Annotated in this window: 31 protein-coding genes and 3 pseudogenes; 5 read left to right on the top strand and 29 right to left on the bottom strand. The window is 41.8% G+C overall.

Annotated elements, in window-relative coordinates:
• Positions 1–109 precede the first annotated feature (109 nt).
• On the top strand, positions 110–1,039 hold the full coding sequence (locus SNR34_RS11660; RefSeq protein WP_343259464.1) for a carbohydrate deacetylase: 930 nt from the start codon (positions 110–112) through the stop codon (positions 1,037–1,039).
• A gap of 96 nt (positions 1,040–1,135) precedes the next feature.
• Here the strand turns inward: SNR34_RS11660 and SNR34_RS11655 are convergent, their stop codons facing one another.
• From SNR34_RS11655 to SNR34_RS11620, 8 genes and pseudogenes are all read right to left on the bottom strand, one after another.
• Positions 1,136–1,957, bottom strand: a complete 822-nt coding sequence (locus tag SNR34_RS11655) for a hypothetical protein (protein ID WP_486181927.1) — start codon at positions 1,955–1,957, stop codon at positions 1,136–1,138.
• Positions 1,958–2,006: 49 nt separating this feature from the next.
• On the bottom strand, positions 2,007–2,219 hold the full coding sequence (locus SNR34_RS11650; RefSeq protein ID WP_486181926.1) for a DUF6886 family protein: 213 nt from the start codon (positions 2,217–2,219) through the stop codon (positions 2,007–2,009).
• A gap of 1 nt (position 2,220) precedes the next feature.
• A pseudogene (locus tag SNR34_RS11645) lies at positions 2,221–2,598 on the bottom strand (histidine phosphatase family protein); the annotation flags it as partial.
• A gap of 287 nt (positions 2,599–2,885) precedes the next feature.
• Positions 2,886–3,413: a GrpB family protein gene (locus SNR34_RS11640; protein ID WP_486181925.1), complete on the bottom strand. Its 528-nt coding sequence runs from the start codon at positions 3,411–3,413 to the stop codon at positions 2,886–2,888.
• A 179-nt stretch (positions 3,414–3,592) separates the two neighbouring features.
• Complete coding sequence (locus SNR34_RS11635; RefSeq protein ID WP_343259469.1) at positions 3,593–4,810, bottom strand: glycoside hydrolase family 5 protein; 1,218 nt, start codon at positions 4,808–4,810, stop codon at positions 3,593–3,595.
• Between the two features lie 339 nt (positions 4,811–5,149).
• Positions 5,150–5,446: a hypothetical protein gene (locus SNR34_RS11630; protein WP_486181924.1), complete on the bottom strand. Its 297-nt coding sequence runs from the start codon at positions 5,444–5,446 to the stop codon at positions 5,150–5,152.
• A 37-nt stretch (positions 5,447–5,483) separates the two neighbouring features.
• The gene (gene yqeK, locus SNR34_RS11625; RefSeq protein ID WP_486181923.1) at positions 5,484–6,116 is read right to left on the bottom strand and encodes a bis(5'-nucleosyl)-tetraphosphatase (symmetrical) YqeK; all 633 of its coding nucleotides are present in this window, start codon (positions 6,114–6,116) and stop codon (positions 5,484–5,486) included.
• 47 nt (positions 6,117–6,163) lie between these two features.
• The gene (locus SNR34_RS11620; protein WP_486181922.1) at positions 6,164–6,709 is read right to left on the bottom strand and encodes a hypothetical protein; all 546 of its coding nucleotides are present in this window, start codon (positions 6,707–6,709) and stop codon (positions 6,164–6,166) included.
• A 96-nt stretch (positions 6,710–6,805) separates the two neighbouring features.
• On the opposite strand from SNR34_RS11620, the gene SNR34_RS11615 reads away from it, so the two are divergent.
• Complete coding sequence (locus SNR34_RS11615; RefSeq protein ID WP_236417295.1) at positions 6,806–7,339, top strand: HXXEE domain-containing protein; 534 nt, start codon at positions 6,806–6,808, stop codon at positions 7,337–7,339.
• A 58-nt stretch (positions 7,340–7,397) separates the two neighbouring features.
• Here the strand turns inward: SNR34_RS11615 and SNR34_RS11610 are convergent.
• The 21 genes and pseudogenes from SNR34_RS11610 to SNR34_RS11510 all read right to left on the bottom strand — a co-directional run.
• A pseudogene (locus SNR34_RS11610) lies at positions 7,398–7,613 on the bottom strand (GNAT family N-acetyltransferase); the annotation flags it as partial.
• A gap of 43 nt (positions 7,614–7,656) precedes the next feature.
• On the bottom strand, positions 7,657–8,052 hold the full coding sequence (locus SNR34_RS11605) for a VOC family protein (RefSeq protein ID WP_486181921.1): 396 nt from the start codon (positions 8,050–8,052) through the stop codon (positions 7,657–7,659).
• Between the two features lie 249 nt (positions 8,053–8,301).
• Positions 8,302–8,877 carry a DinB family protein gene (locus tag SNR34_RS11600; protein ID WP_486181920.1) on the bottom strand — a complete coding sequence of 192 codons (576 nt, stop codon included), beginning with the start codon at positions 8,875–8,877 and terminating at the stop codon, positions 8,302–8,304.
• A 109-nt stretch (positions 8,878–8,986) separates the two neighbouring features.
• Entirely contained in the window at positions 8,987–9,862 is an 876-nt protein-coding gene (locus tag SNR34_RS11595; RefSeq protein WP_486181919.1) for an alpha/beta fold hydrolase, read from the bottom strand.
• Between the two features lie 401 nt (positions 9,863–10,263).
• A complete protein-coding gene (locus tag SNR34_RS11590) occupies positions 10,264–10,728 on the bottom strand; it encodes an NUDIX domain-containing protein (RefSeq protein ID WP_486181918.1) in 465 nt (154 codons plus the stop codon).
• 47 nt (positions 10,729–10,775) lie between these two features.
• A complete protein-coding gene (locus tag SNR34_RS11585; RefSeq protein WP_486181917.1) occupies positions 10,776–11,783 on the bottom strand; it encodes a phosphotransferase in 1,008 nt (335 codons plus the stop codon).
• A gap of 87 nt (positions 11,784–11,870) precedes the next feature.
• Positions 11,871–12,356, bottom strand: a complete 486-nt coding sequence (locus SNR34_RS11580; RefSeq protein WP_486181916.1) for an NUDIX hydrolase — start codon at positions 12,354–12,356, stop codon at positions 11,871–11,873.
• Between the two features lie 109 nt (positions 12,357–12,465).
• Positions 12,466–12,654, bottom strand: a pseudogene (locus tag SNR34_RS11575) (amidase); the annotation flags it as partial.
• Between the two features lie 46 nt (positions 12,655–12,700).
• Positions 12,701–13,231 carry a GNAT family N-acetyltransferase gene (locus SNR34_RS11570; protein WP_486181915.1) on the bottom strand — a complete coding sequence of 177 codons (531 nt, stop codon included), beginning with the start codon at positions 13,229–13,231 and terminating at the stop codon, positions 12,701–12,703.
• Between the two features lie 64 nt (positions 13,232–13,295).
• Positions 13,296–13,793 (bottom strand): GNAT family N-acetyltransferase, encoded by a 498-nt coding sequence (locus SNR34_RS11565; protein WP_486181914.1) that lies wholly within the window; start codon positions 13,791–13,793, stop codon positions 13,296–13,298.
• 33 nt (positions 13,794–13,826) lie between these two features.
• Positions 13,827–14,561 (bottom strand): class I SAM-dependent methyltransferase, encoded by a 735-nt coding sequence (locus tag SNR34_RS11560; protein ID WP_486181913.1) that lies wholly within the window; start codon positions 14,559–14,561, stop codon positions 13,827–13,829.
• Between the two features lie 21 nt (positions 14,562–14,582).
• Complete coding sequence (gene uppS, locus SNR34_RS11555; RefSeq protein WP_486181912.1) at positions 14,583–15,278, bottom strand: polyprenyl diphosphate synthase; 696 nt, start codon at positions 15,276–15,278, stop codon at positions 14,583–14,585.
• A gap of 25 nt (positions 15,279–15,303) precedes the next feature.
• Complete coding sequence (locus tag SNR34_RS11550; RefSeq protein WP_486182443.1) at positions 15,304–15,786, bottom strand: NUDIX hydrolase; 483 nt, start codon at positions 15,784–15,786, stop codon at positions 15,304–15,306.
• 200 nt (positions 15,787–15,986) lie between these two features.
• Positions 15,987–16,460 carry a hypothetical protein gene (locus tag SNR34_RS11545; RefSeq protein ID WP_486181911.1) on the bottom strand — a complete coding sequence of 158 codons (474 nt, stop codon included), beginning with the start codon at positions 16,458–16,460 and terminating at the stop codon, positions 15,987–15,989.
• A 396-nt stretch (positions 16,461–16,856) separates the two neighbouring features.
• A complete protein-coding gene (locus SNR34_RS11540) occupies positions 16,857–17,300 on the bottom strand; it encodes a GNAT family N-acetyltransferase (RefSeq protein WP_343259484.1) in 444 nt (147 codons plus the stop codon).
• A 230-nt stretch (positions 17,301–17,530) separates the two neighbouring features.
• The gene (locus SNR34_RS11535) at positions 17,531–18,064 is read right to left on the bottom strand and encodes a P-loop nucleotide/nucleoside kinase family protein (protein ID WP_339277582.1); all 534 of its coding nucleotides are present in this window, start codon (positions 18,062–18,064) and stop codon (positions 17,531–17,533) included.
• 75 nt (positions 18,065–18,139) lie between these two features.
• Entirely contained in the window at positions 18,140–18,604 is a 465-nt protein-coding gene (locus SNR34_RS11530) for a GNAT family N-acetyltransferase (protein WP_486181910.1), read from the bottom strand.
• A gap of 117 nt (positions 18,605–18,721) precedes the next feature.
• A complete protein-coding gene (locus tag SNR34_RS11525; protein WP_486181909.1) occupies positions 18,722–19,468 on the bottom strand; it encodes a class I SAM-dependent methyltransferase in 747 nt (248 codons plus the stop codon).
• A gap of 68 nt (positions 19,469–19,536) precedes the next feature.
• Positions 19,537–20,484: a serine hydrolase domain-containing protein gene (locus tag SNR34_RS11520; RefSeq protein ID WP_486181908.1), complete on the bottom strand. Its 948-nt coding sequence runs from the start codon at positions 20,482–20,484 to the stop codon at positions 19,537–19,539.
• Positions 20,485–20,514: 30 nt separating this feature from the next.
• Complete coding sequence (locus SNR34_RS11515; protein WP_486181907.1) at positions 20,515–21,294, bottom strand: phosphotransferase family protein; 780 nt, start codon at positions 21,292–21,294, stop codon at positions 20,515–20,517.
• A 31-nt stretch (positions 21,295–21,325) separates the two neighbouring features.
• On the bottom strand, positions 21,326–21,850 hold the full coding sequence (locus SNR34_RS11510; protein ID WP_486181906.1) for a hypothetical protein: 525 nt from the start codon (positions 21,848–21,850) through the stop codon (positions 21,326–21,328).
• A 1,025-nt stretch (positions 21,851–22,875) separates the two neighbouring features.
• Between SNR34_RS11510 and SNR34_RS11505 the strand changes: the two genes are divergently transcribed.
• From SNR34_RS11505 to SNR34_RS11495, 3 genes are all read left to right on the top strand, one after another.
• A complete protein-coding gene (locus tag SNR34_RS11505; protein WP_486181905.1) occupies positions 22,876–23,667 on the top strand; it encodes a MerR family transcriptional regulator in 792 nt (263 codons plus the stop codon).
• Between the two features lie 151 nt (positions 23,668–23,818).
• Positions 23,819–25,210, top strand: coding sequence for a serine hydrolase domain-containing protein (locus SNR34_RS11500; RefSeq protein WP_486181904.1), 1,392 nt, complete (start codon positions 23,819–23,821; stop codon positions 25,208–25,210).
• Between the two features lie 47 nt (positions 25,211–25,257).
• Positions 25,258–25,563, top strand: a complete 306-nt coding sequence (locus SNR34_RS11495) for a LysE family translocator (protein ID WP_486181903.1) — start codon at positions 25,258–25,260, stop codon at positions 25,561–25,563.
• The last annotated feature ends 60 nt before the right edge of the window (positions 25,564–25,623 follow it).

The raw sequence follows: 25,623 nt of genomic DNA, 5'->3' as shown, positions 1-25,623 counted from the left end.
TCCTGCATGGGATTGGTTATTCCATAATCGGCATCTGTCCATTTCCAATGGACGCTTCTTCAAATATCTATATAGGAGGAAAACGAACCCCTTGGGAGGTTGGCCGCCAATGAGATGGCTTATTATTAATGCAGACGATTTCGGCCTGTCGGAAGGCACGAACCGGGGGATCGAAGAAGCATACCGGGCAGGATCGCTTTCCAGCGCAACCCTGATGGTCAACATGCCTGGCTTCCCGGATGCAGTGAACAGGGCTAATACGTTACCGGAGCTTGGGGTCGGCCTGCATTTTAATCTGACGTATGGAAAACCGATTTCCGATCCACAGCATGTGCCTTCGCTTGTAAAGCCAGATGGGACATTCAACGGTATACACACGATGTCATCGTGGAACGAATGCGAGATCGAATTGGAGCTTGCCGCCCAATGGGAACGGTTCGTTACCGCCGGTTTGAAACCGACCCACCTCGATTCCCACCATCATCTGCATTTGCATGATCATGCCGTGCATCGAGCGATGTCAACGTTTGCCCTACGCCATCAAGTGCCGATGCGCAAATCCCGGCTCTCTGCCGTTTCTGCCACTCCTGTGCCTTTGACAACAGATTATATTTTACTTGACACCTACGACAAACAAGATAGCTTGAAACGCTTAATCCGAGCCATTGCCCATCTGCCCAAAGGTTCAACCGAAATCATGTGCCATCCCGGTTATGTCGATGATACCACACGAAAGATATCCAATTACACCCAAGGGCGGGAACTTGAATTAAACGTCTTCCGCAGTCGGAGCATTCATCAAGCGCTCGCAAAACACGGCGTTCGTTTGATCCATTTCGGTCAGCTTGCCGCAGCGAAAACAGCAACAATGCCGCTTATCCACAAACCGCTCCGAGCACCCGGTGAACATGTAAAGCCACGTCATCCAAAGCGATCCACGAAACGAAAATCGATCCTTGTTAAGAACAGGCGCAAAAAAAATGGCTCCTCCAGTTTTGACAAAATTCATTCTTCTCGCCTAACGAAAAGCAAAAAATAAACCTGTATGAACAAACGGCCCCTAACTTTATCGTCAGAGGCTGTTTGTCATGTCGCACAATCAGGAAGAGCCCTTGATCTTTTATTCTTAATTCTCTTACATGATTCGAACAGCCTCATCGTCAAGACTCATCAAATGCAATGCCGGGATAATGATGGCTCGGAGATCTTGTTGGTCACGGATATCGTGATTCTTTTGAATATCTCTAATCAATGCAAGTCGTGACGTTACGGGAGCTGAATTTAAATAATCCTCAAGCCAACCCATATCAAGATCCGTAACATCGTGGATTCGATATGGTAGATGTTCTTCTCCTTCAGCAAAAGGAAATTTCACGCCTAATCCGTCCTGTGTCTGAAGAGTAATCTCATTCTGACGAACCAGACTTACATTCTGAACATATGTATAAGGGTTATCAATGGCAGGGGTTGGTACATTGTTTACTGTCCATATTGTAATTCTTTCCCGAGTAATCCTTTCAACATCTGTAGGCTGATATGGAGAGTTCAACGCTTGTTCGGCCCACTGCCGCTTCTGAAGCAAATAACTTTCTTCGCTCTCAAAATCATTGTAAAACAATGCTCCGTCATTCAGATTAACGTTCAGAAACTCCGATAAATTGTTGGCTACAACGCGGGACGGACGATCAAAATTCATCGGACTGACACAAACGATCGGGGCTGCTTCAAGGTCCGTTACTGTCCCGTAATCCGTAAGAAAACCGTAATGTATGCCATCGGCGCCGATATTTCCAAACTCAATAACATCGCAAGGCGTGTTGAAATACCTGAACCCGTTTAAACTTAGATAAAAATGAAATCCCGTAAAAAATTGTTCAGCGTCTTGGAGACTTTCCTGTAATTGAATCAGCTTCTGAAGCGTTGGCGGTATATCGTATTTGCCAAAGTGTGTCCGCATTTGAATTCCTCCTGACTAAAAACACCCCAGTTCTAGAAGTGATTTTCCATCATAAGCTGGGGCTCTCTATAGCAATGATCTTGTTCGCCTGCGACATTCCGAAAAACATTTTCCGATGTTCTTCTGAGATTTCGGGAGTTCGTTTAAGTACAATTCTTGGACAATTTCGTGGGAAGAAATAGGAATGCTCATTCATTTGATCAATTGCCCATACGACGGCCGGAAAATCCTTACGGTTTAGTTTCTCTCGTGGGACAAACACGCTGAAGCTCAAGCTCTTTCATAAATCCAAATACTCTGTTCACAAAGTGATTCAGTTCTTCCACCCCCTGATAAAAACGGGGATCTGGCATTACACTCGCCAACTTGACTTCTTCCTTTAACAATAGATCCGCCTCACCCAAATCGAACACGTCCAGCCTGGAATCCGTCACTGCCTTCTGGCCTGTAATGATCTCTGCAGTCTGAATCGCCCGATCCTGTGGAGAAGAAAATACATAGTCAAAAGTAACGCGGCTTAAATGCTCCCGCAGCCATTCCGCCTGCTTCATTCCTGCATCATTTAGAGGCAACCCTTGGCGTCCTTGAAGTCTGCCTTGTTTGTTCAGGTCCGTTTGGCCATGCCGCACTACATAGATCATGATTAACTCCCACTCTTTTTTCCTTGATTCCAAAATGATATAAAAGCTATGATTTATAGTGGTGCCCGTTTACGTTTGAGAACCAGTTTCAATCTTTCGTTGATACTCGCATTCCAATACCTCTAGCAGCCATTCCGCCTTCTTCTGTATAAATGTAGTCCAGAATAGTTCTCCCTTGCGCGCTTATCCGGGCATAGCCACACGCTTTCCGTTAACTCTTTCGTTGTATTCGTATAGTTTAACATGCGCTCACATCCTTGTTCTAATCGAGTGAGTTTAGTGTAGGGTTACTGAGTGCCGTATTTCGTTTTCTCGCTGTGCCATTGCAAAGCTCTCTGTTCCATCTCCTGAACAAACGGCTTCTTTCCCTTGCTGTAGTCGCTCGTATCCTCGTAACGTTGGGCAAGCTCTTCTTTCATCGCTGTATAACGTTCAACTTCTTCCGGATGCGCTTGCAAATAATCGCGAAACACCAAATGACGCCATATTTGCGGATGTTCGTATGGATAAAAATGAATATGATGCGTCCGCTGTTCCCCGCCTTTTCGAAATAACCGTCTTCCCGCAATGCCCCATTCTCCGGCCACATCATACCCAAGAGCATGCATACGGTCATTGTATCCATCAATAACTTGAATATCTTTCACCAAACACATCATATCCACGACCGGTTTGGCTTTCATTCCCGGAACGGCCGTACTGCCAAAATGTTCGAGTGCCCGTATTTCGTCGCCAAAAATGCCCCTTAACACTTGAGCTTCTTCTTCATACATCCTGGCCCAGTTCTCATCATACGGTGTAAGACGAATTTTCATGGAAATCTCCTCTTTCTGAAGGCATTAACCTGCTTCCACAACATCCATCTTATCCCAAACATTCCATCATGTGAAGTTATATTCTTTTAATGCTTACTTCCATCAGGTCAATATTAATGTGAACGGCGCGAAATCCCGTTTGCGGGTTCGCGCCGTTCACAAACACACGTATGAATGGCTTATTGCATTCCTTGCATGATCGCATTAATGATGCCTTGTTGGGTTACGGTATTGTTGGATCGGTTAAACAAGGCAAATCCATGTTGGCCGTTGTGGCCATTATCCCAATAAACCGGCACCGCCCCGTATTTTTTGGCCGTTGCCGTGACCGCTTTGGCAAACGCTGCGCGGTATACGTTATTGGTCGAATCGTACGACGTTTTATCAATGGAACCAAATTCACCGAGTACCACAGGATATCCTTGGGTGACAAATTTATTGTACATCGATTGCAACTGTGAATTCAGGTAATCTTCTTGTCCCCACGTCGATTTCTTGGAAGGATTCGTTGCCGTAGCTCCCCATTGTGTAATCGTTCCATTTTCCTCGCCTGCAAAGTCCCACGGAGAATAGTAGTGCGCCGATATCATGATTCTTTTCTCCGAGCTTGGGATCGTTGAAGATCGGTTTGTATCCGTTGGCAGAACAAAACCATAGTTGCCAACGGTATAGTCGATATTCGTATTCCAACCCGGAATGAGCAACCATCTGGCGCTATTGTTGCCTCCGGTTTTCCTTACCGTATCCACGAAGATTTGGTTGTACGCATTCAGGTTGGCATAGTATGCGGAATTGGGATTTCCATAATTGCCGTCAAACACTTCGTTCATCGATTCCAGAATAAGCCGTTCATCATAGTTGATAAACTTGTTGGCAATTTGTTGCCACACTTTCTCATACTTTTGTTTGATGGCCGTTTGATTGCTTCCATTGACCAACAGCCATCCACCTTGCACGGTATTGTAGCCATCTCCATGAATGTTGATGATGACGTACAAACCTTCATTGTAGGCGTAGTCAACGACCGTTTTCACTCGATCCAGCCACGCTGAATTAATCGTATAGTTGGGAGCGCTTCCAATATGATTCAAATAAGAAACGGGAATCCGAATCGTTTTGAAACCCGCTGCTTTTACTTTTTTGATCAATTCCGGAGTAACCATAGGATTGCCCCATGCCGTCTCGCTTGGCGTGCCGTTCAATGATGCTTCAAGCTGATTTCCCAGATTCCATCCCGCACCCATTTCGCTAATGATCTGCGAAGCCTGCAAAGACCTGAAATCCGATGTAATCGGGGTTGCCGCCGATACTTTGGCATTCCAACCGTTTAAGAACATGGTAGACAACAATACAAGAGCCAGACTGTACATTCCGCACTTTTTCATTTTGGCCAGCATGTCAAAACCTCCGCTTATTTAATGATGATTCTTCCACACGCAGAACGATTACCTTGAACACACTTCGTTGACCATACTGCAATCAAAGTCCGGATGCCCTCCTTTCTGCATCGTATACGTTGCTGCCATTCCCAAGCTGCCGGTGCTAGAAAAAGCGATAGAGAAACCTACTAGCAAGTCTACGCTTGGATGAAAGCGCATCCTTTTCTCAGAATAACATATAATTGGAAATTAAGGTACTATATTTCTTTTTATTCGTGCATATTTAGTGAGAAAACGCCTTTATATTACACGAGTCTTCATCGTTAAATCGCGAAAAATGGAAAAGCGATGATTCCCTCATGAAACGTCTTTTCCCACTCGTACCAATCTGCGGAATTCAATCGTCCGACAACCTGCACCACCTGAAGGCTCCACAGACGCCCACAGGTATTCGTGATGTTTGTCTTCTTCTCCAAACCAGGCAGGTTGTCCAACGCCGTCCACCTTGATTTGCGCAGGCAGCATGGAATAGATCTCAGACAACTTGTCCCACATCTCATCGTCAAATTGCCCAAAATCCAGACCATACACCCGATCAATGCTGACGATCGATTCATCGCTGATTTCTATATTATCGTAAAAACAAAAAGGCATTTCACTCACTCCCCAAATCCTAACATGAACAAAACTTTTAGATACAAAGCCCCTTTTGCAATAATTCTTCTCTCGCCTGGATTAGCCATGGATGTACCAATTTAAGTTTGGAACGCTGCTTCCAAATGTAATTAAGATAGATCAGTATCCCTTCATCCAATCGCTGCTCGTCTACAACCTTTTTTCGGATTTCATGCAAATACGCATGATTTCCTGGCAGCTCCCAAGAGATTTTGTCTGAAACGAAAAGAACTTTATCCATAAGACTTGCTTCAGGCCTGAATGTGGTATGACATTCTATGGCGTCCAAGATCTCACTGTCGTTGATATGAAAAATTTCTTTGGCCATAGCTTTGGACAATTTTTGATGTACAATTCGATCATAGGTATACTCTTCGTCCAAAATATCGATCGATAGTACCTTGGCTACATTTAACATCTCGCTTACAGGGACCACGTTACTGATGTCATGCAGCAGACCTGCTTGTTCTGCCTTCCACGGATCTGCACCATAAAGTTCTGCGATGTGCCTTGCCTGGGTTGCCACTATTAACGTATGATTTAAAGTTTCAAGATCATGATGAGCTGAAAAAAAGGCTTGAATGTCGTTTCGTACATTTCCCGACAGTAGCACATTCGATGAGTATGTTTCGAGGACCTGATGCATCATTCATCACCTTTCCGAGTTGAATTCCAACACCATTCACTTCACTTGATTTATGGATCTACATTTACCTCCAGTGGTTCAGATTTAATTTGAAATCGATGCGATTTATTGTCATAAGTAATGTAGAATTCTGCCTGACCGACGATCTTATATTTTCCGGGTTGGTCTACCAACAATTGATATAACTTGGAACTAACATGCTGTTCACCGTCGTAATTATATTTGCTATTGGGCTGGAGCGTTGTCCCCAAACCTATATCATTTACTGCAATCATCCCCTCATGGTTTGGCAGGGGTTTACCTGCATCATCGTAAATGGTATAAGTAAACATATCCGCACCATGGAAAATATCCCAAGCAGTTTCGCTTTGATTGACCAAATATCCCTTTACCTCAAAGGTTTCCCCGGCTGTAATCGTTGGAGGGGATTGCATTTCGATCCTAAACATGGATTCGGATGGTTCGTTGGCATGCTCCATATCGACTGTTTTTGTATGTTCACCCTGCGTAGCAATCGTATTGTTAGCATCATTGCAACTTGTAAGTAACAACGAACTCGAGACAATTAGCATGAATAAGAAATTTCGTTTTTTCATCCTTCTCTCCCCATTTTTTTATTCGACCCACACCTGTCAATAAGGAAATGGGAAGCTCACTTAAAACAACATACTAAAAATTCATAGGAGGAAGCTATGGACTGGTTCAATGAACAGATCAGCCTGAATTCGCTGATTTGGCTGTTTTTCGCTGCATTTATGATTCATGATTTCGAAGAAATTATTGTTGTAGAGAAATGGATGAAACGAAACCATGGGTTGGTTCGTTCAGCGCTGCCCAAGCCGCTTAGACGGCGTTTCGATTCCTTTCAGCATATCACCTCTGCTCAATTTGCCGTGGCGGTTGCTTTGGAATTCATTATGTTCATTCCGGTAACGTGGATAGCTGCGGAGCATCATTCTTTGTTGTTATTCATCGGTTTTAATGCTGTTCTCTTCATCCATGTGTTCACTCATCTATTTCAAAGCATCTACTTGCGAATGTACACCCCTGGAGTAGTGACAGCCGTTTTCGTAACTCTTCCCTATTCCGTTTATTTATTCTACCGTTTAGCAGAATTGAACATGCTCACCTGGTGGTCATTTATACAGAGTCTGGCTGTTGGCCTGATCCTGATCCCCATAGTCATGTTGGGACATATCATTGGCAAAAAAGTTATTCCTGATTGATTACGTATACATACATTTTTCAAAAACTCTGCTTTTATCTCTCAAACTGATGATTTGATCACAATTCAACCACCATCGTGATGGAAGTACCCACCTTCCCCACTTCTTTGAATCCGAACCGCTCGTACAGTTTCACGGCTGGTATATTCCCTGGGTCCACACTCAGGGATAAGCGTCGGATTCCTCTTTGCTTAGCTTCTTTAAATAGTTCATTCATTAAGGAGGTACCTATTCCGTTGCCGCGATATTCTTTTAGCAAGGTCATGCCAATTTCAGGAACATGTTCGTGAACAAAACCAAATCCTTTATTTTTCTCGTTAAAAAATCAGTTCACAATCATGATGCTCCCAGACATCGAACAAATTGCCGTCCAAATCTTCCATCACAAAAAACTTCCCATACTTTCCTTCATCACTTATGTTCCCGACTTTAACATCTTCTGATTTTAAATAGCTATGTAACGATGCAATATTGTCCGTGAAAAAGGTAATCACCCATCTTCTTTGATTTCGCACTTCGAATACGGCTCTTGACTTATGTTCGCTTTGGATCAGATCCAAAATAGGTCGGTTATCCCTGAAAAGGCTTAAATATCCTTCCCTTCGATTTCTGATGTTGAATCCGAAATGCTTAACAAACCAAGCTGCGGATGCTTCCAGGTCTTCAACAGGGATCACATTATAAGCAATACCCAAGATTTTTCCGTTTTCCATGAGAACACCTCCGATTTGCGTTTTATTGAAAAATACGAGCCTCGATCACAGCATATCTTTATTTTTTCAAAAGAGTTCCTCGCGAATGTCCGGTTGATTAGATAATCCAATCGTTTAATCCCTATTTTCCTAACGCTTAAATACTACGTTTAGTTGCAGGAAACGCAGCTTTCGATTTTATCTCTTTTTACTGCTCTTTCAAGTTCCACGATGTTGATGCGAATAACCACGTTCTCTATTTATACGTATTCATAGTCCTAATGGATTAATTTCATTATACTCATTCAGAACTTTCTCCATTTGGGTGATATGTCTTTTGGCATGTTGGCACAGAAAATAAATATATTGATACACATCAATCTTCCCTAAGTTATTTACCGTCATCGTCGTCTTGTAAAGTATTCCTTCGCCCTTGTTCATTTCGAACAGTATGTCTCTACACTCTTTTATTTGTTCCTCAAGGAGTACTCTTATTTCTCCGAGATCTTTATCTCCCGTCGGCTCCATATGTTCGGGTCTAATCCAATCAAATGAGTTATGTCTAGCAATTGCATCTAGCTCATGCAAATTAAATGAATACGTTTCTAACCGTGTTTGTAAATCTTTCTTTCCGGCCAAATCAATCGCCTTTCTCTTCCCTTTTCTGATTAATATCAACAAATAGTGATTGGTTAATGTAACATGCTCCAAAATCTGTCCGATGCTCCACCCCTCTTTAGGTTTAAAACAAAGCACTTCGGTGTTCAGCCCAAACCAAGGCTGGTATTCACTTAATGTGTTGGACAGTTCAAAATCGATGTATGTAATCGTTTTACTTATACTCATTTTTTTCACCTGCTTTTTGATTTTGGGTTTTGAAGGAACGCCACCAAGGGAAATAAATAAAAAAGCTCATGATTGCACCATGAGCTACAAACAGCTAGATGAAGCCCCATCAATTTAGAAAGTCAATAATCTCCTTATTGATCAGATCGGCTTGCTCATGATTTATTGCGTGTCCCGCATCAGGAATGATTTTGTAATTCATTCTGTTGTCCTCAAGTTTCTTTATAGCTTTCGGATAATTGGATAATCGATCATATTCACCAATGAGGAACAATACCTTGTTCCTTAATTCGGATATCTCCTGATCCGTATGTATTTCTATTTTGTGCTGCATCATCGATTTATTGTTAAAATACTTTAACAAGTAGTACCAGTGCTTCATCAGAAGTTCATTGTCTTGAAATGGCGAACGATGAGGCCCGCTCAATTTATTCAGCAGCTTTTCACAGTTTTTTTCCGACGGAAATAATGCCTCTGGCAAAAAAGCGGCCATCATTTTATAAATCACTTCAAATGAATTGCTTGGAATTCTACCTGCAAGACAGACTGCCTTATTTACCTTATCAGGTCTCTTCAATGTGTAGTTATAAGATAAATAGGCACCATATGAAACTCCGCAAATATTTATGGTATGGATGTTCAAAGCTGTCACAATGTCGTCCATCCAAGTGATTTGATTGAATGCTCTGAAATATTCATCATTAGGTTCGCTTTTGCCAGATCCCCCTACAGCATCTACCGCAATCACATAAAACGCCTTGGCTAAATCCTTCATATTGTATATCCACATCATGGCCGAATTATCTGCTGTCCCATGAAATAGCATCAACGGTGGATTCGAACGGTCACCGGCAATGATCACGTGCGTCGATCCATAGGTCGTCTCGATCACCTTTTCTACGAAATCCGTTTCCCATGAATGCAGCAGCATGTTATAGGAATCCATAATTAATTTTCTTCCGGACGAGCTCTTATATCTCTCCATCGTTATGATCCTTTCATGAACATTTTTAAGTAACGCAGATGCCATGTTCTTTTGGAAGGTTATGCTTAAGAAGATATATATTCACTTTTAATAGACTCATGCAAATGCTATCCCAGTACTTCCCGTGTTTATAAATCTTTTCTCTGAATCTGCCTTCTTCTTAACACCACATTTTACATAAATCTATATAAACCGCACTAATCAATCACACAAGGCCACTACGAGTGCAGTACCATCTTCCGATCGCTGTTATCCCCAGATTTTTTGGTTCCCCTTTTCTAGCGGGAAAATCCGGTGATAAACGCGACCGCTTTGCTTCTCCAGATTGGTTCTGCCTCTCCGTTAACGTGTGTTTGTATGTTTTTGCGTTTATATAGTGAATTCTGTGTATCATTACAACATTATGTTTTTAATAACTTATTGTTATTTGTTATCAAATCCACAAACACCGGCTTTTGCACGGCATTAATCGAGTCCAAATCAATCTCATCGAGTCCCTTGAACACGAGTTGTAACGACTCATTATTTTGATCTTTGAAATTCACCGTTTTTCCGTCATCTAATAATTTCCCTTTCAATTCCGCCTCAACATTAAACAAAAACATGACAAAAACAACTTCATTTCCATCCGGGTATGTATATTTCATACGAGGGCCTGAATATATGGAATTCAAATGATATTGTTTGACTTCAAGACCTGTCTCTTCCATCACTTCCCTTAGCATCGTTTCTTCTATGGATTCACCAGGTTCCATCCCGCCACCAGGCAATCCCCAATCTCCATAATCCGATCTCTTCTGCAATAATATTCTTCCAAATTCATCTCGAATGATCGCTCCTCCAGTTACAACAATACGTCTAGTCATGGTCTCAGTCCTTCCATGCGATTTGGATTTCACGAAAGTATTTGATATTATCCGTTGTTCAACCACGTCTCTAATATGGAGATCATCTCTTCATATTGTTTCAGTGCATGAATTGTAGCTACGATTTGTTTTGTGCCCATTTCTTGTTCTTTTGCGTCTGCACATTCAATCCATAATGATCGTTTAAGACTATACTCCAACCAATCGAGTTTACTTAAATAACCAAGTTCCAGAACTATCCTCCAATTTGCAGTTACAACGCCGTAGTGCTCTTGGTATGCCGTGACAAAAGCATTAAATTTTTCTTGATCTATTTCTCCCGAATCCCCCGTTGACCAATAAATAGCGGTCTCCATTAAATCATGTTTTGGATGTATAACTCCGGCTGATTCCCAATCAATGAATATGGGGCTGCCTTTACTCCACATTACGTTTTTTGGATCCAGGTCTCTATGACTCAATATACGTTCTCCCGCCAATAATTGGAGGGCATGATTCGCTCGATCAGTCCACAAAAACAACTCGTCAATAATAGCGGCTAACAGGTTTACCCATGAAGAATCGAGTTCTTTCCCCTTACTTAAATAGAATTGCCAGTCTGTATCTTTTGTGTTATTCGTATTGTTGTTGCTATTCTCGATCTGAGAGAAATTGATCTTATGAAGTTTAGCAAGAATAGAGCCCACTTGCGTACAATGGGTTGTAGTAATCTCCTGTGATTTAAGACTGTAACCCTCGATCCAGTCAAAAACCAGATAAAACTGATTGTCTATGTTTTGCAATCCATGACCATTAAACACCTTTGCAGGTTGAGCAGGTATATAATTTGATGCAAGGCTTGCGATTTTTTCTGACCGAATATAGTTTTCATAGGCAGTTGGCCTCGCCATGATTTGTGGGTTTAATGCTTTTACAGCATATCTCCCTTTAAAGGTCTCCAAAGAAAACATCCTATGTAATAAACCGCCCGAAATAGCTTCAGGTGTTTTAAGCATCTCACCCAGCTGTAACGTATGACACATTTTCTCAAATTGTATATTGTATTGAAGATTCATTGTTTCGTCCCCCTGGAAGTTCATCCCGCTGACCAAGCTCCTGTAGAACACGCCGGAACCAAGCTTAAATGTAAAGTTACGTAAAAATTAAAACCCGTGGTCCTTCAAATAATACTTCACTCCAGCACGATCAACATCCGAAAAATCCAATGGATTCCGGGTAAATAAATCATTAAGTTCCTTGATAGCCATCCACTGAATATCTGCGGTTTCGTCACCAGCTTTCAGCAAATCTCCGGTGGCCTTGCATCTAAAATAATAACCGACGGAATCAATCGGTCCCTTAATGGTTTGATACGCTGCATAAGGTTGAAGACACTCCACCTCAAATGCAGGATTTATGCCGATCGTATCAATCCGAGTGTTAGCTCCTTCTATTTCATATACATCCAATCCTGTTTCTTCCTTAACTTCTCTGATCAATGCTTGGAGCAGCGATTCAAAAGGTTCCACCCTCCCCCCGGGAAGTTCGAACTTATACGCAGCATTTGCCTTAGTCCTTCTTTGTATAACGATCTCGATTCCTTCATTATTCTTTCGCTCTACAAAAGCTCTTGCATTTACATAGAACATCAGAGATCAACCCTTTATTGATTTTATAGTTTTCTACAACAATCTCGATGGAATCTGCCATCCCGCAAGCACCAACGAAGCCACCGTATACTCCCTTCAGGTACACCGATCAGTCTGTAAAATTTAGTTTGTTATAACAATTTGGTTTTTTACGATGCTTGGTTCGTTGTTCGAAAGCGTAACCGATGCAAATTAACGTGGACTCGCTGAATGCTTTTCCCGCAAAAGTTATACCAAATGGTCGACCGTTATCTATATCCCCCGCCGGAATAGCTATGGATGGATATCCTGCATTTGCTGCTTTGGGCCTATATCTTGACACTTTCATCACTTTACAAAAAGGATCAATTAGAGTTCAGTATTGAGTACACATTCGTATCATAGAAGCGTCCATTTTGATACATATAGTTTCTGAGAATTCCTTCGTGTTCAAATCCCATATTCAATAGCAAATTGTTGGATGCCTCGTTCTCAAGAAAAACTATTGCACCAATACGGGCCAATTTTAACTCTTCAAAACCATATTTAAGTACCTCGGGAATTACTTCTGACGCATAGCCTTTTCTCCAGTAGCCTGGATGAATCTCAAACCCTAATTCTGCTCGTTTGTATTTTTGAGACCATAGATTAAAACCAATTGTTCCGATCACATGCTCTTGACCCTTAAGCTGTATTCCCCAACGCATTCCTTTTTTCTCTTGATACATAGTATGAAAGTGATTAATAAGGTTTGCAGCTTGTTCTTTTTCAGTAAAGGGATCTTGACCATAATATTTCATGGTTTCTTTATTAGAAAAGGAATCATATATTTGTTCAACGTCTTCAAATTGTACTTCTCTCAAAATTGTTCTTTCCGTTGTTAGGATTGGAAACATTTCTTATTCTCCTTTAGATGTCTATTTTAATAAATCCCCACTGCATCCAAGACGTTCTCCCCCTCTACAGTTTCAGTTCATATTTAATTTGTGTTTTTTCCTGCCCTCCAGTGGTCTCTACCATTTCTTCCGTTTGGATGAACCCGCGTTTCTCATAAAATGCCCTGCCTATAGAATTGTCTTTTCCTACCCACGCAAACAATTTCTTCATTGGCTTTAAAACGTGAATATATTCTTGGATGAAAGCTTTACCTACCCCCATTTTATGAAACTCAGGCCGTACGTAAATTCGTAGTAATTCAACCTCTTCCTCGTTTACTTGACGGGTGTGAGCATATCCGACGACTGCGTCATTCCATTCTGCGATCAAAAAATCCCGTTTCTCACTTTGAAGTGTTCTCTCTACAGATCGACTTAAACTCTCGGTAGAATAAGCTCTACTTAGGAACGTATCAATGTACTCTTTGGTATATATACTTCCATATGTGTACATCCATGTTTCATGAGCAATGGACTGAATATGCGGAATATCCTCCATTGAAACCAAGCGAATGGCAATCATATGGCATCCTTCTTTCGTGATTTCGTATTTTGGTTAACTGCACTCAAAAACGTGAAAACAAGTCCCTTGCCCATACCCATCCTTCACTTCATGTAACCGAATATGTTCAAAATCATTGTCCTGGAGTATACCTTCAAATTCTGTGATCGAATAAAGCTTAAGTGGAAATTCCATCATCTCCGTCTTTATGATTTGATCATCGTTTTGCAGTTGATACTTTAGTTCGGTTAATAATATGGATCGATCTCTGAGATATTGCGTTTTCTTGTACAACACAATCGATTCATGCTCGAAATGTACCTTTCCTGATTCCGTCCATTCGGGGAGTTCATGTACCTCTTTATCCTTCAACATAATCGTAACAAGGAGTTTCCCTTGATCAGTTAGAGCTTTTTTCAAATTGTGTAGACTCATATTCACCAGTTCGTCTGGTAGTAAGGAGAATGATCCAAACGGAATGACGATCAAATCAAATGTGTTAGGGCTTATAAAATCTTCAATTCCGCGGTTATATACACGAGGTTCAAGATTCAACTGCTTGCCCTTCTCTCTGCACACCTTCAACATATCATCAGAAATATCGAATCCTTCGATATCAATCCCCTGCTGCATAAAAGGAATTAACAAACGGCCATTTCCACACATGGGCTCTAGTACGCGCATATCTTTTCGATGGACAAAAGAAAGATAAAACTCCAGTTCTTTCCCTTCGGCTAATGATTTGTCACTTTCATACATTCTGGTGCACAATTCTCCATAATAACTCATCTATTGATAATCCCCCATGGTTTAGCTGACATGTGATTTCCGCTTGTGATATTCATTGATCGCATCGAATAAATGTTCCTTTGTAAAATCAGGCCATAATGTCTTGGTAAACCAAAGCTCTGCAACGGATGATTGCCATAACAGGAAATTGCTTAGCCTTTGTTCTCCACTCGTTCTTATAATCAGTTCCGGAGCAGGCATCCCTTGAGTGTATAAATAATTTTCGATAACCTCTGCCGTTATTAATTCAGGATCGATCCCATCCGAAATGAGTCGTTTCATTGCATGTAATATTTCATTTCTCCCACCATAATTTATGGCGAAGCTTACGGTCATGCCCGTATTATTTTTTGTTCGTTCTTCAATACTGGCAAATGAATGGACCAGATCCTTTGAGAATCCTGACAGATCTCCGATGAATCTGATCCTGATATGGTTCCGATCAAATTCCATTAATGTGGTTTCATTCAGGAATTTCATCGGCAAATTCAGAAGATACTCAACTTCATCTTTGGGCCGTTTCCAGTTCTCGGATGAGAATGCATACAATGTGACATATTTTAATCCTATCGCATGACAATCACGGATTATTTTCCTCATCGTTTCCATACCGGCATAGTGACCAGCTGTTCGGGGTAATCCTCGTTTCGTCGCCCAACGTCCATTGCCATCCATCATGATTGCGATATGCTCAAGTCCCTTACCATCTATGTTCATGGGTAACCCTCCAACTCTCATCTTGCTATATTTTGCGATTCATCTTTAATTCAAATTCAGGTTTGGTGATATACTCCGCATAATGGATGCTGCCTTCAAAATCAAGATACGCTTGATACCGCGTACGAATCGCCGGAGCCGATATCATCTCAAGCGCTTCATCCTTTCTAACCCAACGACATTCAGATGTTTCTTCGGATGTGGTTAGTTCACCGCCCACAGGTTCACATACAAAATCGAACAATACTTTGGTAGGCACCATTCCCACTCCGCTATGCCCTTCATACGTCGCCGTGTTGGAATATATACCAATCAAGTGTGATACAGCAACATCTATTCCACTTTCCTCTTTTACTTCTCTGATTAACCCATCGATGAGGTTTTCACCGACCTCCACCTGTCCACCAGGAAAGACCCACCCACTCCGCCGATCTTTCACTAGTAACACTTCACCGTGCTTATTCTCGACAAAACCTGCTGCTGCCACGATATGTACTGGAAATGGCATCGTTATCCCCCATTCATTCGGATCATCAAAATGACTCAACATTCTTCGACCATTTGCCGAGAGTTAGAGCGTGCAGCTTCAACCGAAGGCGATCAGGCAGAAGAAGCCCAACTCGCTTGCCGGGTATACTATATATGCTGGTGCCGCCGCTCGGAATAAGAAAGACGGACCATAAGAAGCGCCGCATGGGTTCGTGTTTATTATTCTATTTCTACTTGCTTAGAATCCGTTTCAATTTTAAAATACTGACTTTTTTCGTCTTTAATAACTGTAAATTCTGCTATTGCCGAGATTTCGTATATACCAGGCTGCTTAATCTTATACTTGTAGTTTTCCGAAATAACAACCTTACCAGAAACTTCTCGATTCTTTCCTTTGTCCGTAATCGCATAGGAATTAATCTGATTCCCATTACGATCTTTAATCACGTAGACGAACATTTGCTGCTTACTCGAAATCGTCACTTTTTGCTCTAATTCTTTTTTAAGTTCAGCCTTGATCGTGAATTCCTCGTTGACCTTAACTTTTTGTGGGATCGAAAGCGTTGCGGAATAATCATCCAGAGTCGTACTAGACAAAGCACCTACTGTACTCGATGCTGTAGTTTGAACCGGCTTTATTGACTGACATCCGAGAAAAATTAAAAAGACAATGATAACAGTACATGGTTTCAAACCAGCCCCCTCCTCTTACATCTAACGTTAGAGCTTGACAATCTGTCTTAATGAAAAACCAAGTGCGTTAACACTTGGTTAGTACAATGATATAAACCGCAGTAATAAATTCACTAGGTACTACGAGCACTGTACCATCTTCCGATCGGTGTCAGTTCGCTACCTTTGGATAGGATATCTATATTTTACCTTCGTTTACAATACCGTACAAGCACTCTATCTTCTTGCCTCGACTTTCTTTTGATTCAGTTTTAGATTTCAGTCTATTGTTGTAACACTCCTGTTACGAATTCACTTTTCCCTTCCAATCACTTTGTTTCTCCATTTATACAGCAGCCACGTTTTGATGATCGGCTCATTCGCTTTATGAATCGTGACCTGGTTCAATCAACACGTTCAGATCAAAAGACGGACCACTTCACCATCGATCAGTTCTCGACTTATTCGTTTGAATCCTAATGATTCATATAAAGCGCCTGCAACCGTGTTTTCCGGTCTGTGCCCAATCATGATTCTTTGGCAGTCCAAGGTTTCTTTCATTAGGGTTAGCAGTTGTTTCATCGCTTCTCTTCCGTACCCTTTTCCCTGATGCTTCTGGTCAATCATTAGCGCCGGAATCCAATAGTTCCCATCCTCATCCGGAATCGTACAATAAACGATAAAACCGATAATATTCTCATTACAATAGATCGCCATCGGTTGAAATTCAGTGACATACTTCGATTCAGCAATCCAATATACGATCGGGGCCGGGAATACTTCCTTTTGATCTTCTCTTACTTCTAATTGGGTGCAGCTATACCAGTTATCGACCGACACGGGTTTCAAACTTATTGTCATGTTCAATTCCTCCTCAACGTGTTCACAGAGGAACCACTTGAACACTCCTCTGTGTTAGATCAAAACACCTCTTAAACCATTATGGGCATTACTCGAATGTGTATTGTTCATACCACATCACTCCTTTCAAGTTATGGATCATTACAATGGAACATTTTCTAGGTTGACCTCTCTATTCCACTCCAATTATGTTTCTACCTAGTCGGATGTTTTCGATGGCCTCAGCCTCTTCAAATGTAGCTTATCAAAAATCGATTATTATTTAATATCTCTGCAACTACTGCGTCGATCTGGTCAACAGAATATTGCTCCGTATTTAAGATATGTCTTTCGTCTTTTAACGCTTCTTTAAATTCATTCAATAGAATTACGCTTCGTTCTCCCATTTGAAATAATGGATCTCTTGACCGGTCCCTTATAACAAGGGTTGCAGGATCAACCATAAACACAACATAAACGATCCTCACATCCATACTCCCCAGTTCATTCGCTAACCAGTTAGCCTCAGATGGAAACGTCACATAATCTATAACAACATCGTAATCAAACTCAATCAGATTTTTCGCTAAACTTAATATATTTCTCCAAGTCAACTTATGCGTTTCTTCACATAGCCAAGGTTTGCCTCTCCCGTTTACGGGCAGGTGACTAATGTCATCCCCAGAAATATATGAACTGCGCTCCAATTGTTCAACCAGTTTCTTTGAGGTCGTCGATTTCCCCACCCCAGCGGGACCGGAAATGATATAAACTGTTTTTGACATGTTGTATTCTCCTTGAAAAATAATGCAATATATGGGCGTTTCTCGTACCGCCATAGACTTAAATCTTCTTTTGCTTTATTTCTTAATCATGACAATGAACTTGCTTTCTCCCTTAACAAACGTATCCTCTTTGATAAATCCAAATTTCTCATAGAGACGAATCGCTCTCTGGTTAAATTCTGCTACAGTTAGTCTATAGGGACTCTTCCCGAACATTTTATTTATGTAGTTGAGTACAAATGTGAAAAACGCAGTCCCATGCCCCCTACCAGTTAATTCTGGCTTCATTCCTATTCCAATATCTATAGAATCTTCGGAATATACGTACGTTTCATTTTCAATTTGAGCTGAACCACCCATGCATATAAATCCAATCAATTCATTTTTGTTATCTAAAACTACATAATAAGTTTCGTTGAGCATTTCAACTAACGCTTCTTGCGAAGGTTCATTATCATAAAAATCATATGGTTGTTCATACTTCCACCTTAATACTTCATTAGCAAATTCTACATTCATTTTATCAATGTAATGTGTCATAATACTTCCTCCAGCTTGAGCAACTATATTTTTTAAGCAGCCTGTTCCTTCATTTGTACATCTTGGCTTTTCGGTTATATTGCCTCGAGTTCCATTGTTGGAACGATCGATGATGCTTTAAAGTTTTCTTGCTTTGACCACAAAGGTTACAGGGAACATCTTCGCTCTTTTTACCAAATCATTATTTTCATCGCGCAGCTCTGCTATTTCATTGTCGGTTTCTTCAATCATCTGTTCAATAACAAACCCTGCTTTAGCCAACGCATTGATATAGGTAGATAGTTTGCGGTCGGATAAGGTAAGGTCGCCTTGACAAAAATCAGGAGATACCGAATACCAAGATTCATCGAAATAACGCTTGTTAAACGTAAAACGATCATTTTCTTCAACAATACATTTGTGTATAGGATGAGACCAACTGAAAATAAATACGCCGTCTTTTTTTAAATATGAAGCGATCCGCCGAAAAGTGCCTTCAAGGTCGGTTGTCCAGCCTATGGCATAAATCGAATAAACAACATCAAAATAGGCTAACGGAATGCCGCATTCTTCTTCCATGGGAGAACAGATCAATGTTGCTGAAAGACCGCTCTCCGCCATACGCTGCTTTGCCTTTTCAATTTGTTTGTCCGACATGTCCAAACCCCAAAGTTCTTTTGATTGGCGTTCCCCATGATATTGCAAGGATTGACCGTTTCCACAGCCGATCTCTAACAGCTTTTTTCCTGAAACATCGCCAAAAAGCTGGTGTTTTTCTTCCGACACAAATGCTCCATATAAAGGAAGCACGATGGCTTCCAAAAAGTCATTTCCCTTGGTGTTCCAATACGATCTGTTGGTTTCATGCACACGATATTTGTTCAATAGATCATCTCCTCTAAAATAAATGTTGATCGCTGCTCACTGGCCTGTCATTATTGATGGTTGGACTCTCAATACTTCCCGTCTTTTGGTCCGTTCTGATTATACATTCTGACCGCCACGGTTCTATACTCGGGTATGACAAGACATGCGCATCCGGTAGCACCCAAAGATTGAAAAGAACCATATGGAAGTGTATCGCCTAATTCCGTTAAAGAACGCGGCTCATCTTGCACAAACCAGAAAAATCCATTTCTCGGTAATTTTCGCTCCAAACCGGGAGGTGTAATGATCGTGGTAACTTGCTCAAATATTTCTTTAGGAAATAGCTGGTTCCCCTGTATGGCTCCCTTATTTAAATGCAGATAACCCCAAAAGGCCAATTCTCTCGCACTCATAAACAAGTTAGCTTCATTGCCCTGATCGTCTGCGTAGGACTCGTTTAGCCAAACTAACTTGTCATTCTGTTCCTTGCTCCATCCGGTTTGATTAAATCCCAAAGGCGAAAATACGCGGTTCTCAAGCAATCGTGCCAAAGGCATCTTATATAATTTCCGGATAAGCTCAATAAGCGAATTCACACCGACATTATTGTAGTTCCAGTCGGTCCCTTGGAGAAACTGTCTATGATATAGGCTATCCAGTCCGTGGGTATGGGTTAATAAATGCCTTATGGTTGTATGGTCGAATACTTCGCGATCTATGTCTCCTAAGTAATCAACAACAAGGTCATCTATGCTTTTGATCTTACCTTCAACGAGTGCAAGACTAACAGCAAACCCTAAAAAAGTCTTCCGGACGGAAGCGACATTGAAGCGTGATTTGGTATCAACGAATCGGCTATCTGTAGCCTTGTCATGTGTTCCTGCATACCATTCATTCACGATCCGATCATTATGAATAATATACGTTGCAGCAGCGGTAGCGGATATGAACTGCTTTACGTCCGAAACATACTTATTTAGTTCTTTGAACGAGTCGCTTTGGGAGGTTTTAAGGTTAAACAATTCAATCTTCACCTTCTTCGTATTTTCGGTTTTGAAGCGGCACTAAAAGAAGTTATATATTCCGTTCTCGAAGTAATCATATTCTTCATCCGTTATTCTCAACGTTCCATATGCGTCAAAAAATATTTCTTGATCTCGTTCATTCTCAAAAGCATTATGTTTCGGTCTTATTGCTAAAGCGACATCATATCTTGGATCTCCGAACGCAGCTCCTGACCAGTCAATAACTCCAACGATATTGCATTCATTCACTAATACATTATCTATTGTAAAATCGCCATGAATCAACGTATTCTCGATCGGTTTTGGTTTATCTTCTTTCAACCGTTTAAGCAGTTCTTCTGATCCATCTACAGCAAAGTGGGTTAGGTTATATTCTGCTTGGAGTAGCATTGAATCTAACCAAGAATGATCCTTCTTCAACAATTCAATAGGGCAAGCACATTCATGTATTTTCTTTAAACAACGTCCAAAGTTGAAGATGGCTTTTTCCTTTTCTTTGAGATCAGGCTCTCGAGCTAGAAATTCCCTCAAACTTATTCCATCCATATAATCCATCAGAAGCCATCTTGATTGGTTCTTGGCACAGAATGAATACGCTTTCGGAACGGGCAGCCCTGTATCGCAAAGATATTGAAGTACCTTATATTCTTTGGATAACCATTCATTGTATAGGTCGTTTTCTGTCTTCTTGATAATGTACTTTTGATCGGGTGTATCTAAAATAGCGACGATAGAGGTATGACCTTGCCTGGGAAAAGTAATTCTTCGTACTTCTCCTATTTGGTCTATGATCTCAATGGGGATGTCCTGAATTTTCATCGTTTCCTCCTTTCTTGTACTTCGTATCCTTTCAACGAGGCATAGCCTTTAATATGTGATCTACGCTATGATCGTCCCATATAATTACATGACACTTTTCTTTATTTAACTTTTGCAGTGCGCCAAGTCGGTGATTACCGTCTCGTACACTAAAAGATCCATTTCGATTTTCAGCAATTAACGGAGGCATATCCCATCCAGCCTCTAATCGCTCGCAAATTTGATTTATGGTATGATTCCACCAATTCTCATCCTCTACATACTCCATATGTGATTCTGGCCCAACAACTCTGCTAAGATAACTTGTCTCGATTTCGACTGGTCCGAGCCAGTACCTTGTTTTTAACTTAAGTCCATTCGATAATCCAACGTTCTCTCCTTCACCATTCAGAAAGTGATGTATCCATGTTTCAATATCATCGTTTGCAGCGTACTTCATTGCAGCCGTTAAAGTAAATATAGACATAGTCAGCACCTCATATCTCATTATAGAAGTTGAACCAGTGATTTTTATCGTGTAAATGTCCAGTTCAACATTTCGGATAACGTTATTCACGAACCGAGAAGCTTTTCAAATTCAAAAAAAAGCGAACTCTCCGCATACACCTAAATGCGAAGCAAGGACAGAATCCGCGGCCTAGATATCGTGTTACAGGATGTCAGTGTCTTCCCCGAATGATCTACCATTATCCATTTTGCAATTAGTCATTTCTTTAAGATCCATATTTGCAAGTTCAAGTGCAATCGCTAATGTAATCTGAGGATTTTTTCTGAGCCCTTTTAGATAGGTATTATCTAGCGGTTTTCATTTGCGGAAAAAACCTCTTTATCACAGAAAGTAATCCTGATCTTATTTCGTCATTGAATAGCGATTCATGCGATCCTATTAATTGTCTCCTGATGTCTTCCTCAGTTTTACTACCCTTCAGTTTTATTAATTTCTTGGTACCTCTCAAATTGTTTTTTTCATTCAAGCAAGTTTGTTTTTTCAGACATTACGCTGATCTTTTAATAACGTTTCTGCATTCACGAGTCTCGATACGTTAAGTGCGATACCAGTTAGCCGTTCTTATTGTTTCCGTTGAATTCGATGTTAGAAGATGCCACCCACTTTTTCGTGTTGCTTTCAAAGTAATTTTTATTCTTGTCTCCATGTATGTATTTCGAGTAGTTTTCCAGTAAGTCCAATGGTTCGCCTGGGATTTGCAAGCTCAGTATGAGAAATTCAGCCCTATCGAACATCTGGCTGAAGCTTTGAACATTCCTCGTCGTCAAAACAAGCTGGAAACGCAGAGAAGCCGAGTCAAGCCAAACATCAACTCAATTTTGAAGGATCTGCTTCTTTTATTCTCGATTGCAAGGCCAAAAACCTTTCACCGCTAACACTTTGTTTCTATCAGGGCAGCGCCAAGCAGATGAATTTCGCCTTTCTGGCGCAGCAAGTGCCTGTTGATATCTATACGGTATTGATTCGCGAAATCAAAAATTTCATTGTTCCTGTAATCATTTTTATGTGATTTGTTCTGCTTGCTCCTACAGTTACTGGAGGTTATATAATGGAGGCATGAGGAGGAGATGACGATGGGCAGTACACATTATTCCATCGGAAAATTTGCCGAATTGAGCGGCATTCCGATACGGACGCTTCATTATTATGAAGAGGTGGGGCTGCTGTGCCCACGTCGTCAGGAAAACGGGCATCGAATCTATGGTACTGGTGATTTGATCACCTTGCAGAAAATCATTGGATTGAAATCGCTCGGTTTTTCTTTGGAACGTATTCGCAAATTCATTCATCATCGCGAATCGGAGATGAGTTTGGTCGAAACACTGAATATGCAGCAGCAAGCCCTGCAAGCCGCCCGCGCTGAACTTGACAAGTCGCTGGAGATCCTCGAACGGCTGCTAACCATCCTGCAGCGTGAAGGTGAACTGGAGCATAACATGATGTTTCTGCTGATACGTAACATGCTAAGGGAGGACAAACAGCGCAGTTGGGTGGCTGAGCATCTGTCAGAGCAAACGGCAACTGCCTTGTTCGATATCTCCCAAGATGCCGCAGCTGAATTGGATCGGGAAATGCTTGCTTTTGCCGAAGCCGTTAAGCGTTTAGCGGCAGGAGAGCCGGATGCTTTGGAAGCCGAGGAAATGCTAGGTTTCTATGTGCAGCGGATACTCGGTTTTCTTGATGACAAGGCGATTGCAAACTTTGCCCATATTCCAGAAGAGGAGCATGAATGTTTGAACCAGTTGGTGGATATGCCATTTAACGAACGGGAGAGCGCTTGGCTGGATGAGGCGTTGGCACACTATGCGAGCAAATTCGGCCTTCATGGAATCGATGGGCAGAAGGAAGCGCAGAAAGAGGAGTGATGGAAAAAGAGAAACAGACTTTTTTTCAAGCTGACCGGGCTATAGCTATTGTAATCGTAAACAATCGGAGCAGGAGTGTGAGCAGCATCGCTTGATCAATAAGAGCCCCTGCGTTTGCAGGAGTATTTGTAGAACCAAAGGAGGAGTATAAATGACAGGAGAATTGAAAGAACGGGCAGCACAATTGTCTGCACTCATGGAGCATATTAGAGAACAAGAACATTTTAATGGCGTAATCCTGATTGCCAAACAGGGTATACCTCTCCTTTGTGATGCGATGGGCATCGCAGAATTTAACAAAGATCGCGTGCGTACGCTTACCACAGATTCGATGTTCGAGTTAGCTTCGGTCTCCAAACCGATTACTGCATTGGGCATCATACGCTTGCATCAGTTGGGAAAATTGGAGTGGGACGATCCTGTGTCCAGATGGCTGCCTGATTTGCCCTATCCGGGTATTACCATCCGTCATTTACTGACCCATACATCAGGGCTGCCGGACTATATGGAGTTATTCGCCAAGAAGTGGAATCCTGCACAGAAGGCTGTCAACAATGATGTAATGGACATGCTGGCCGCTCACCGGCCCGCCTCACTGTTTGCACCTAATGACAGTTGGATGTACAGCAATACGGGTTACATTATGCTGGCTATTCTAATCGAACGGATAAGCGGTCAGTCCTATGCAGACTTTTTGTCCGAGCAGATTTTTCAGCCGCTCAGTATGACGCGGACACGCGTATACAACCGACGTTTTGATCCAGGCCCGGTTCCGAAAGACTACGCCTGGGGCTATGTCTATCGGCTGGAACACGGTGGATATGTGTTGCCGGATATGGTGCCGGAACTGAATTATGTCGACTATTTGGACGGTTTGCAGGGAGATGGCATGGTGAACAGTACGGTCATGGATCTGCTTCGTTTGGATCGTGCGCTTTATGATGACAAGTTTATACATCCGCAGTTGCGCGAAGCCATGTTCGCACCAGTAGTGCTGAATAACGGAGAATCCTTTGACTACGGATTTGGATGGCTGATCGAGCATCATGATCAGCTAGGCAAAATGGTGTGGCACAGCGGTGGTTGGCCTGGATATGCCACTCTCTTCAAACGCTATATCGAGCAGGATACCACACTGATCCTCCTGCAAAATGGGGAACGGGAATTTGCCTATACACAGCAGTTGATCCAGAGTATTGAACAGATTCTTGCCGGCGAACAGATTGAAATGCCGCGGCCAGCGGCCCACCGCACCATTATTCCGCGCACATCGGAAGACTATGAACCGTTTCTGGGTGAATACTGTTTCTCAGATGAACAGGAACAATCGATATCTGTGAAGGTTTATGTTAAATACAGTCAACTTTATATGCGGCTAGGCAACGAAATGGAGTTTTTATTGCTGCCCATCAGTAATGTACGTTTCTACGAGCAACAAACCGCGACCGAACTGGAATTCATCGGCACTGAGGCAGGAAAGAGTCTCCAATTTATCTGGTATGATCATGAGGGTCAGTCCGTGGCGGATCGCATCGAGAAATGATTTATGGAAGGTAAGAAACGATGGATATTTCCTTTGTTACTCAAAGGATGTATCATTGCTTGGCGTTTGCGGCACCCGTGGAGCCGATAGTGGTGATTTGCATTCGGAGATCACTGACTCAAGGAGGCTGGTACGGATTTGTATCTGGCCTGGGATTGGCAACGGCCGATGCACTATACGGGTGTAAGGCCGCATTCGGCCTTGCTTGGTTGACCCACTTGCTTATCGGTTACCAGATATGGCTTCAACTAATTGGTGGCGTATTGCTTGCCTGGATAGACTGGCGCACTTGTTCTCTCCTGGCGACCGAGGAGGAGCGGAGCTGTCCGATGCGTGAATGCGTTGTTAACTAAAGTTTCCGCCCTCGAAGCATTTGCTTGAACTACTCTTAATTCTTGTCTCTAATTGTGAGC

Source organism: Paenibacillus sp. XP01 (assembly GCF_057364885.1).
Note: the sequence above shows the minus strand (reverse complement) of the source record. Positions and strands in the feature narration are given on the sequence as shown.

What these genes read in the sequence shown, in the direction of transcription:
- SNR34_RS11635 (WP_343259469.1), bottom strand. Translation starts at nt 4,810, where the DNA reads ATGCTGGCCAAAATGAAAAAGTGCGGAATGTACAGTCTGGCTCTTGTA.
- SNR34_RS11565 (WP_486181914.1), bottom strand. Translation starts at nt 13,793, where the DNA reads ATGATTGCCATTCGCTTGGTTTCAATGGAGGATATTCCGCATATTCAG.
- SNR34_RS11605 (WP_486181921.1), bottom strand. Translation starts at nt 8,052, where the DNA reads ATGGAAAACGGAAAAATCTTGGGTATTGCTTATAATGTGATCCCTGTT.
- SNR34_RS11540 (WP_343259484.1), bottom strand. Translation starts at nt 17,300, where the DNA reads ATGACAATAAGTTTGAAACCCGTGTCGGTCGATAACTGGTATAGCTGC.
- uppS (WP_486181912.1), bottom strand. Translation starts at nt 15,278, where the DNA reads ATGAACATAGATGGTAAGGGACTTGAGCATATCGCAATCATGATGGAT.
- SNR34_RS11640 (WP_486181925.1), bottom strand. Translation starts at nt 3,413, where the DNA reads ATGAAAATTCGTCTTACACCGTATGATGAGAACTGGGCCAGGATGTAT.
- SNR34_RS11550 (WP_486182443.1), bottom strand. Translation starts at nt 15,786, where the DNA reads ATGCCATTTCCAGTACATATCGTGGCAGCAGCAGGTTTTGTCGAGAAT.
- SNR34_RS11595 (WP_486181919.1), bottom strand. Translation starts at nt 9,862, where the DNA reads ATGGAGAGATATAAGAGCTCGTCCGGAAGAAAATTAATTATGGATTCC.
- SNR34_RS11495 (WP_486181903.1), top strand. Translation starts at nt 25,258, where the DNA reads ATGTATCATTGCTTGGCGTTTGCGGCACCCGTGGAGCCGATAGTGGTG.
- SNR34_RS11570 (WP_486181915.1), bottom strand. Translation starts at nt 13,231, where the DNA reads ATGTTTCCAATCCTAACAACGGAAAGAACAATTTTGAGAGAAGTACAA.
- SNR34_RS11630 (WP_486181924.1), bottom strand. Translation starts at nt 5,446, where the DNA reads ATGCCTTTTTGTTTTTACGATAATATAGAAATCAGCGATGAATCGATC.
- yqeK (WP_486181923.1), bottom strand. Translation starts at nt 6,116, where the DNA reads ATGATGCATCAGGTCCTCGAAACATACTCATCGAATGTGCTACTGTCG.
- SNR34_RS11580 (WP_486181916.1), bottom strand. Translation starts at nt 12,356, where the DNA reads ATGTTCTATGTAAATGCAAGAGCTTTTGTAGAGCGAAAGAATAATGAA.
- SNR34_RS11560 (WP_486181913.1), bottom strand. Translation starts at nt 14,561, where the DNA reads ATGAGTTATTATGGAGAATTGTGCACCAGAATGTATGAAAGTGACAAA.
- SNR34_RS11600 (WP_486181920.1), bottom strand. Translation starts at nt 8,877, where the DNA reads ATGAGTATAAGTAAAACGATTACATACATCGATTTTGAACTGTCCAAC.
- SNR34_RS11530 (WP_486181910.1), bottom strand. Translation starts at nt 18,604, where the DNA reads ATGACACATTACATTGATAAAATGAATGTAGAATTTGCTAATGAAGTA.
- SNR34_RS11590 (WP_486181918.1), bottom strand. Translation starts at nt 10,728, where the DNA reads ATGACTAGACGTATTGTTGTAACTGGAGGAGCGATCATTCGAGATGAA.
- SNR34_RS11515 (WP_486181907.1), bottom strand. Translation starts at nt 21,294, where the DNA reads ATGAAAATTCAGGACATCCCCATTGAGATCATAGACCAAATAGGAGAA.
- SNR34_RS11505 (WP_486181905.1), top strand. Translation starts at nt 22,876, where the DNA reads ATGGGCAGTACACATTATTCCATCGGAAAATTTGCCGAATTGAGCGGC.
- SNR34_RS11500 (WP_486181904.1), top strand. Translation starts at nt 23,819, where the DNA reads ATGACAGGAGAATTGAAAGAACGGGCAGCACAATTGTCTGCACTCATG.
- SNR34_RS11585 (WP_486181917.1), bottom strand. Translation starts at nt 11,783, where the DNA reads ATGAATCTTCAATACAATATACAATTTGAGAAAATGTGTCATACGTTA.
- SNR34_RS11620 (WP_486181922.1), bottom strand. Translation starts at nt 6,709, where the DNA reads ATGAAAAAACGAAATTTCTTATTCATGCTAATTGTCTCGAGTTCGTTG.
- SNR34_RS11535 (WP_339277582.1), bottom strand. Translation starts at nt 18,064, where the DNA reads ATGTCAAAAACAGTTTATATCATTTCCGGTCCCGCTGGGGTGGGGAAA.
- SNR34_RS11615 (WP_236417295.1), top strand. Translation starts at nt 6,806, where the DNA reads ATGGACTGGTTCAATGAACAGATCAGCCTGAATTCGCTGATTTGGCTG.
- SNR34_RS11655 (WP_486181927.1), bottom strand. Translation starts at nt 1,957, where the DNA reads ATGCGGACACACTTTGGCAAATACGATATACCGCCAACGCTTCAGAAG.
- SNR34_RS11660 (WP_343259464.1), top strand. Translation starts at nt 110, where the DNA reads ATGAGATGGCTTATTATTAATGCAGACGATTTCGGCCTGTCGGAAGGC.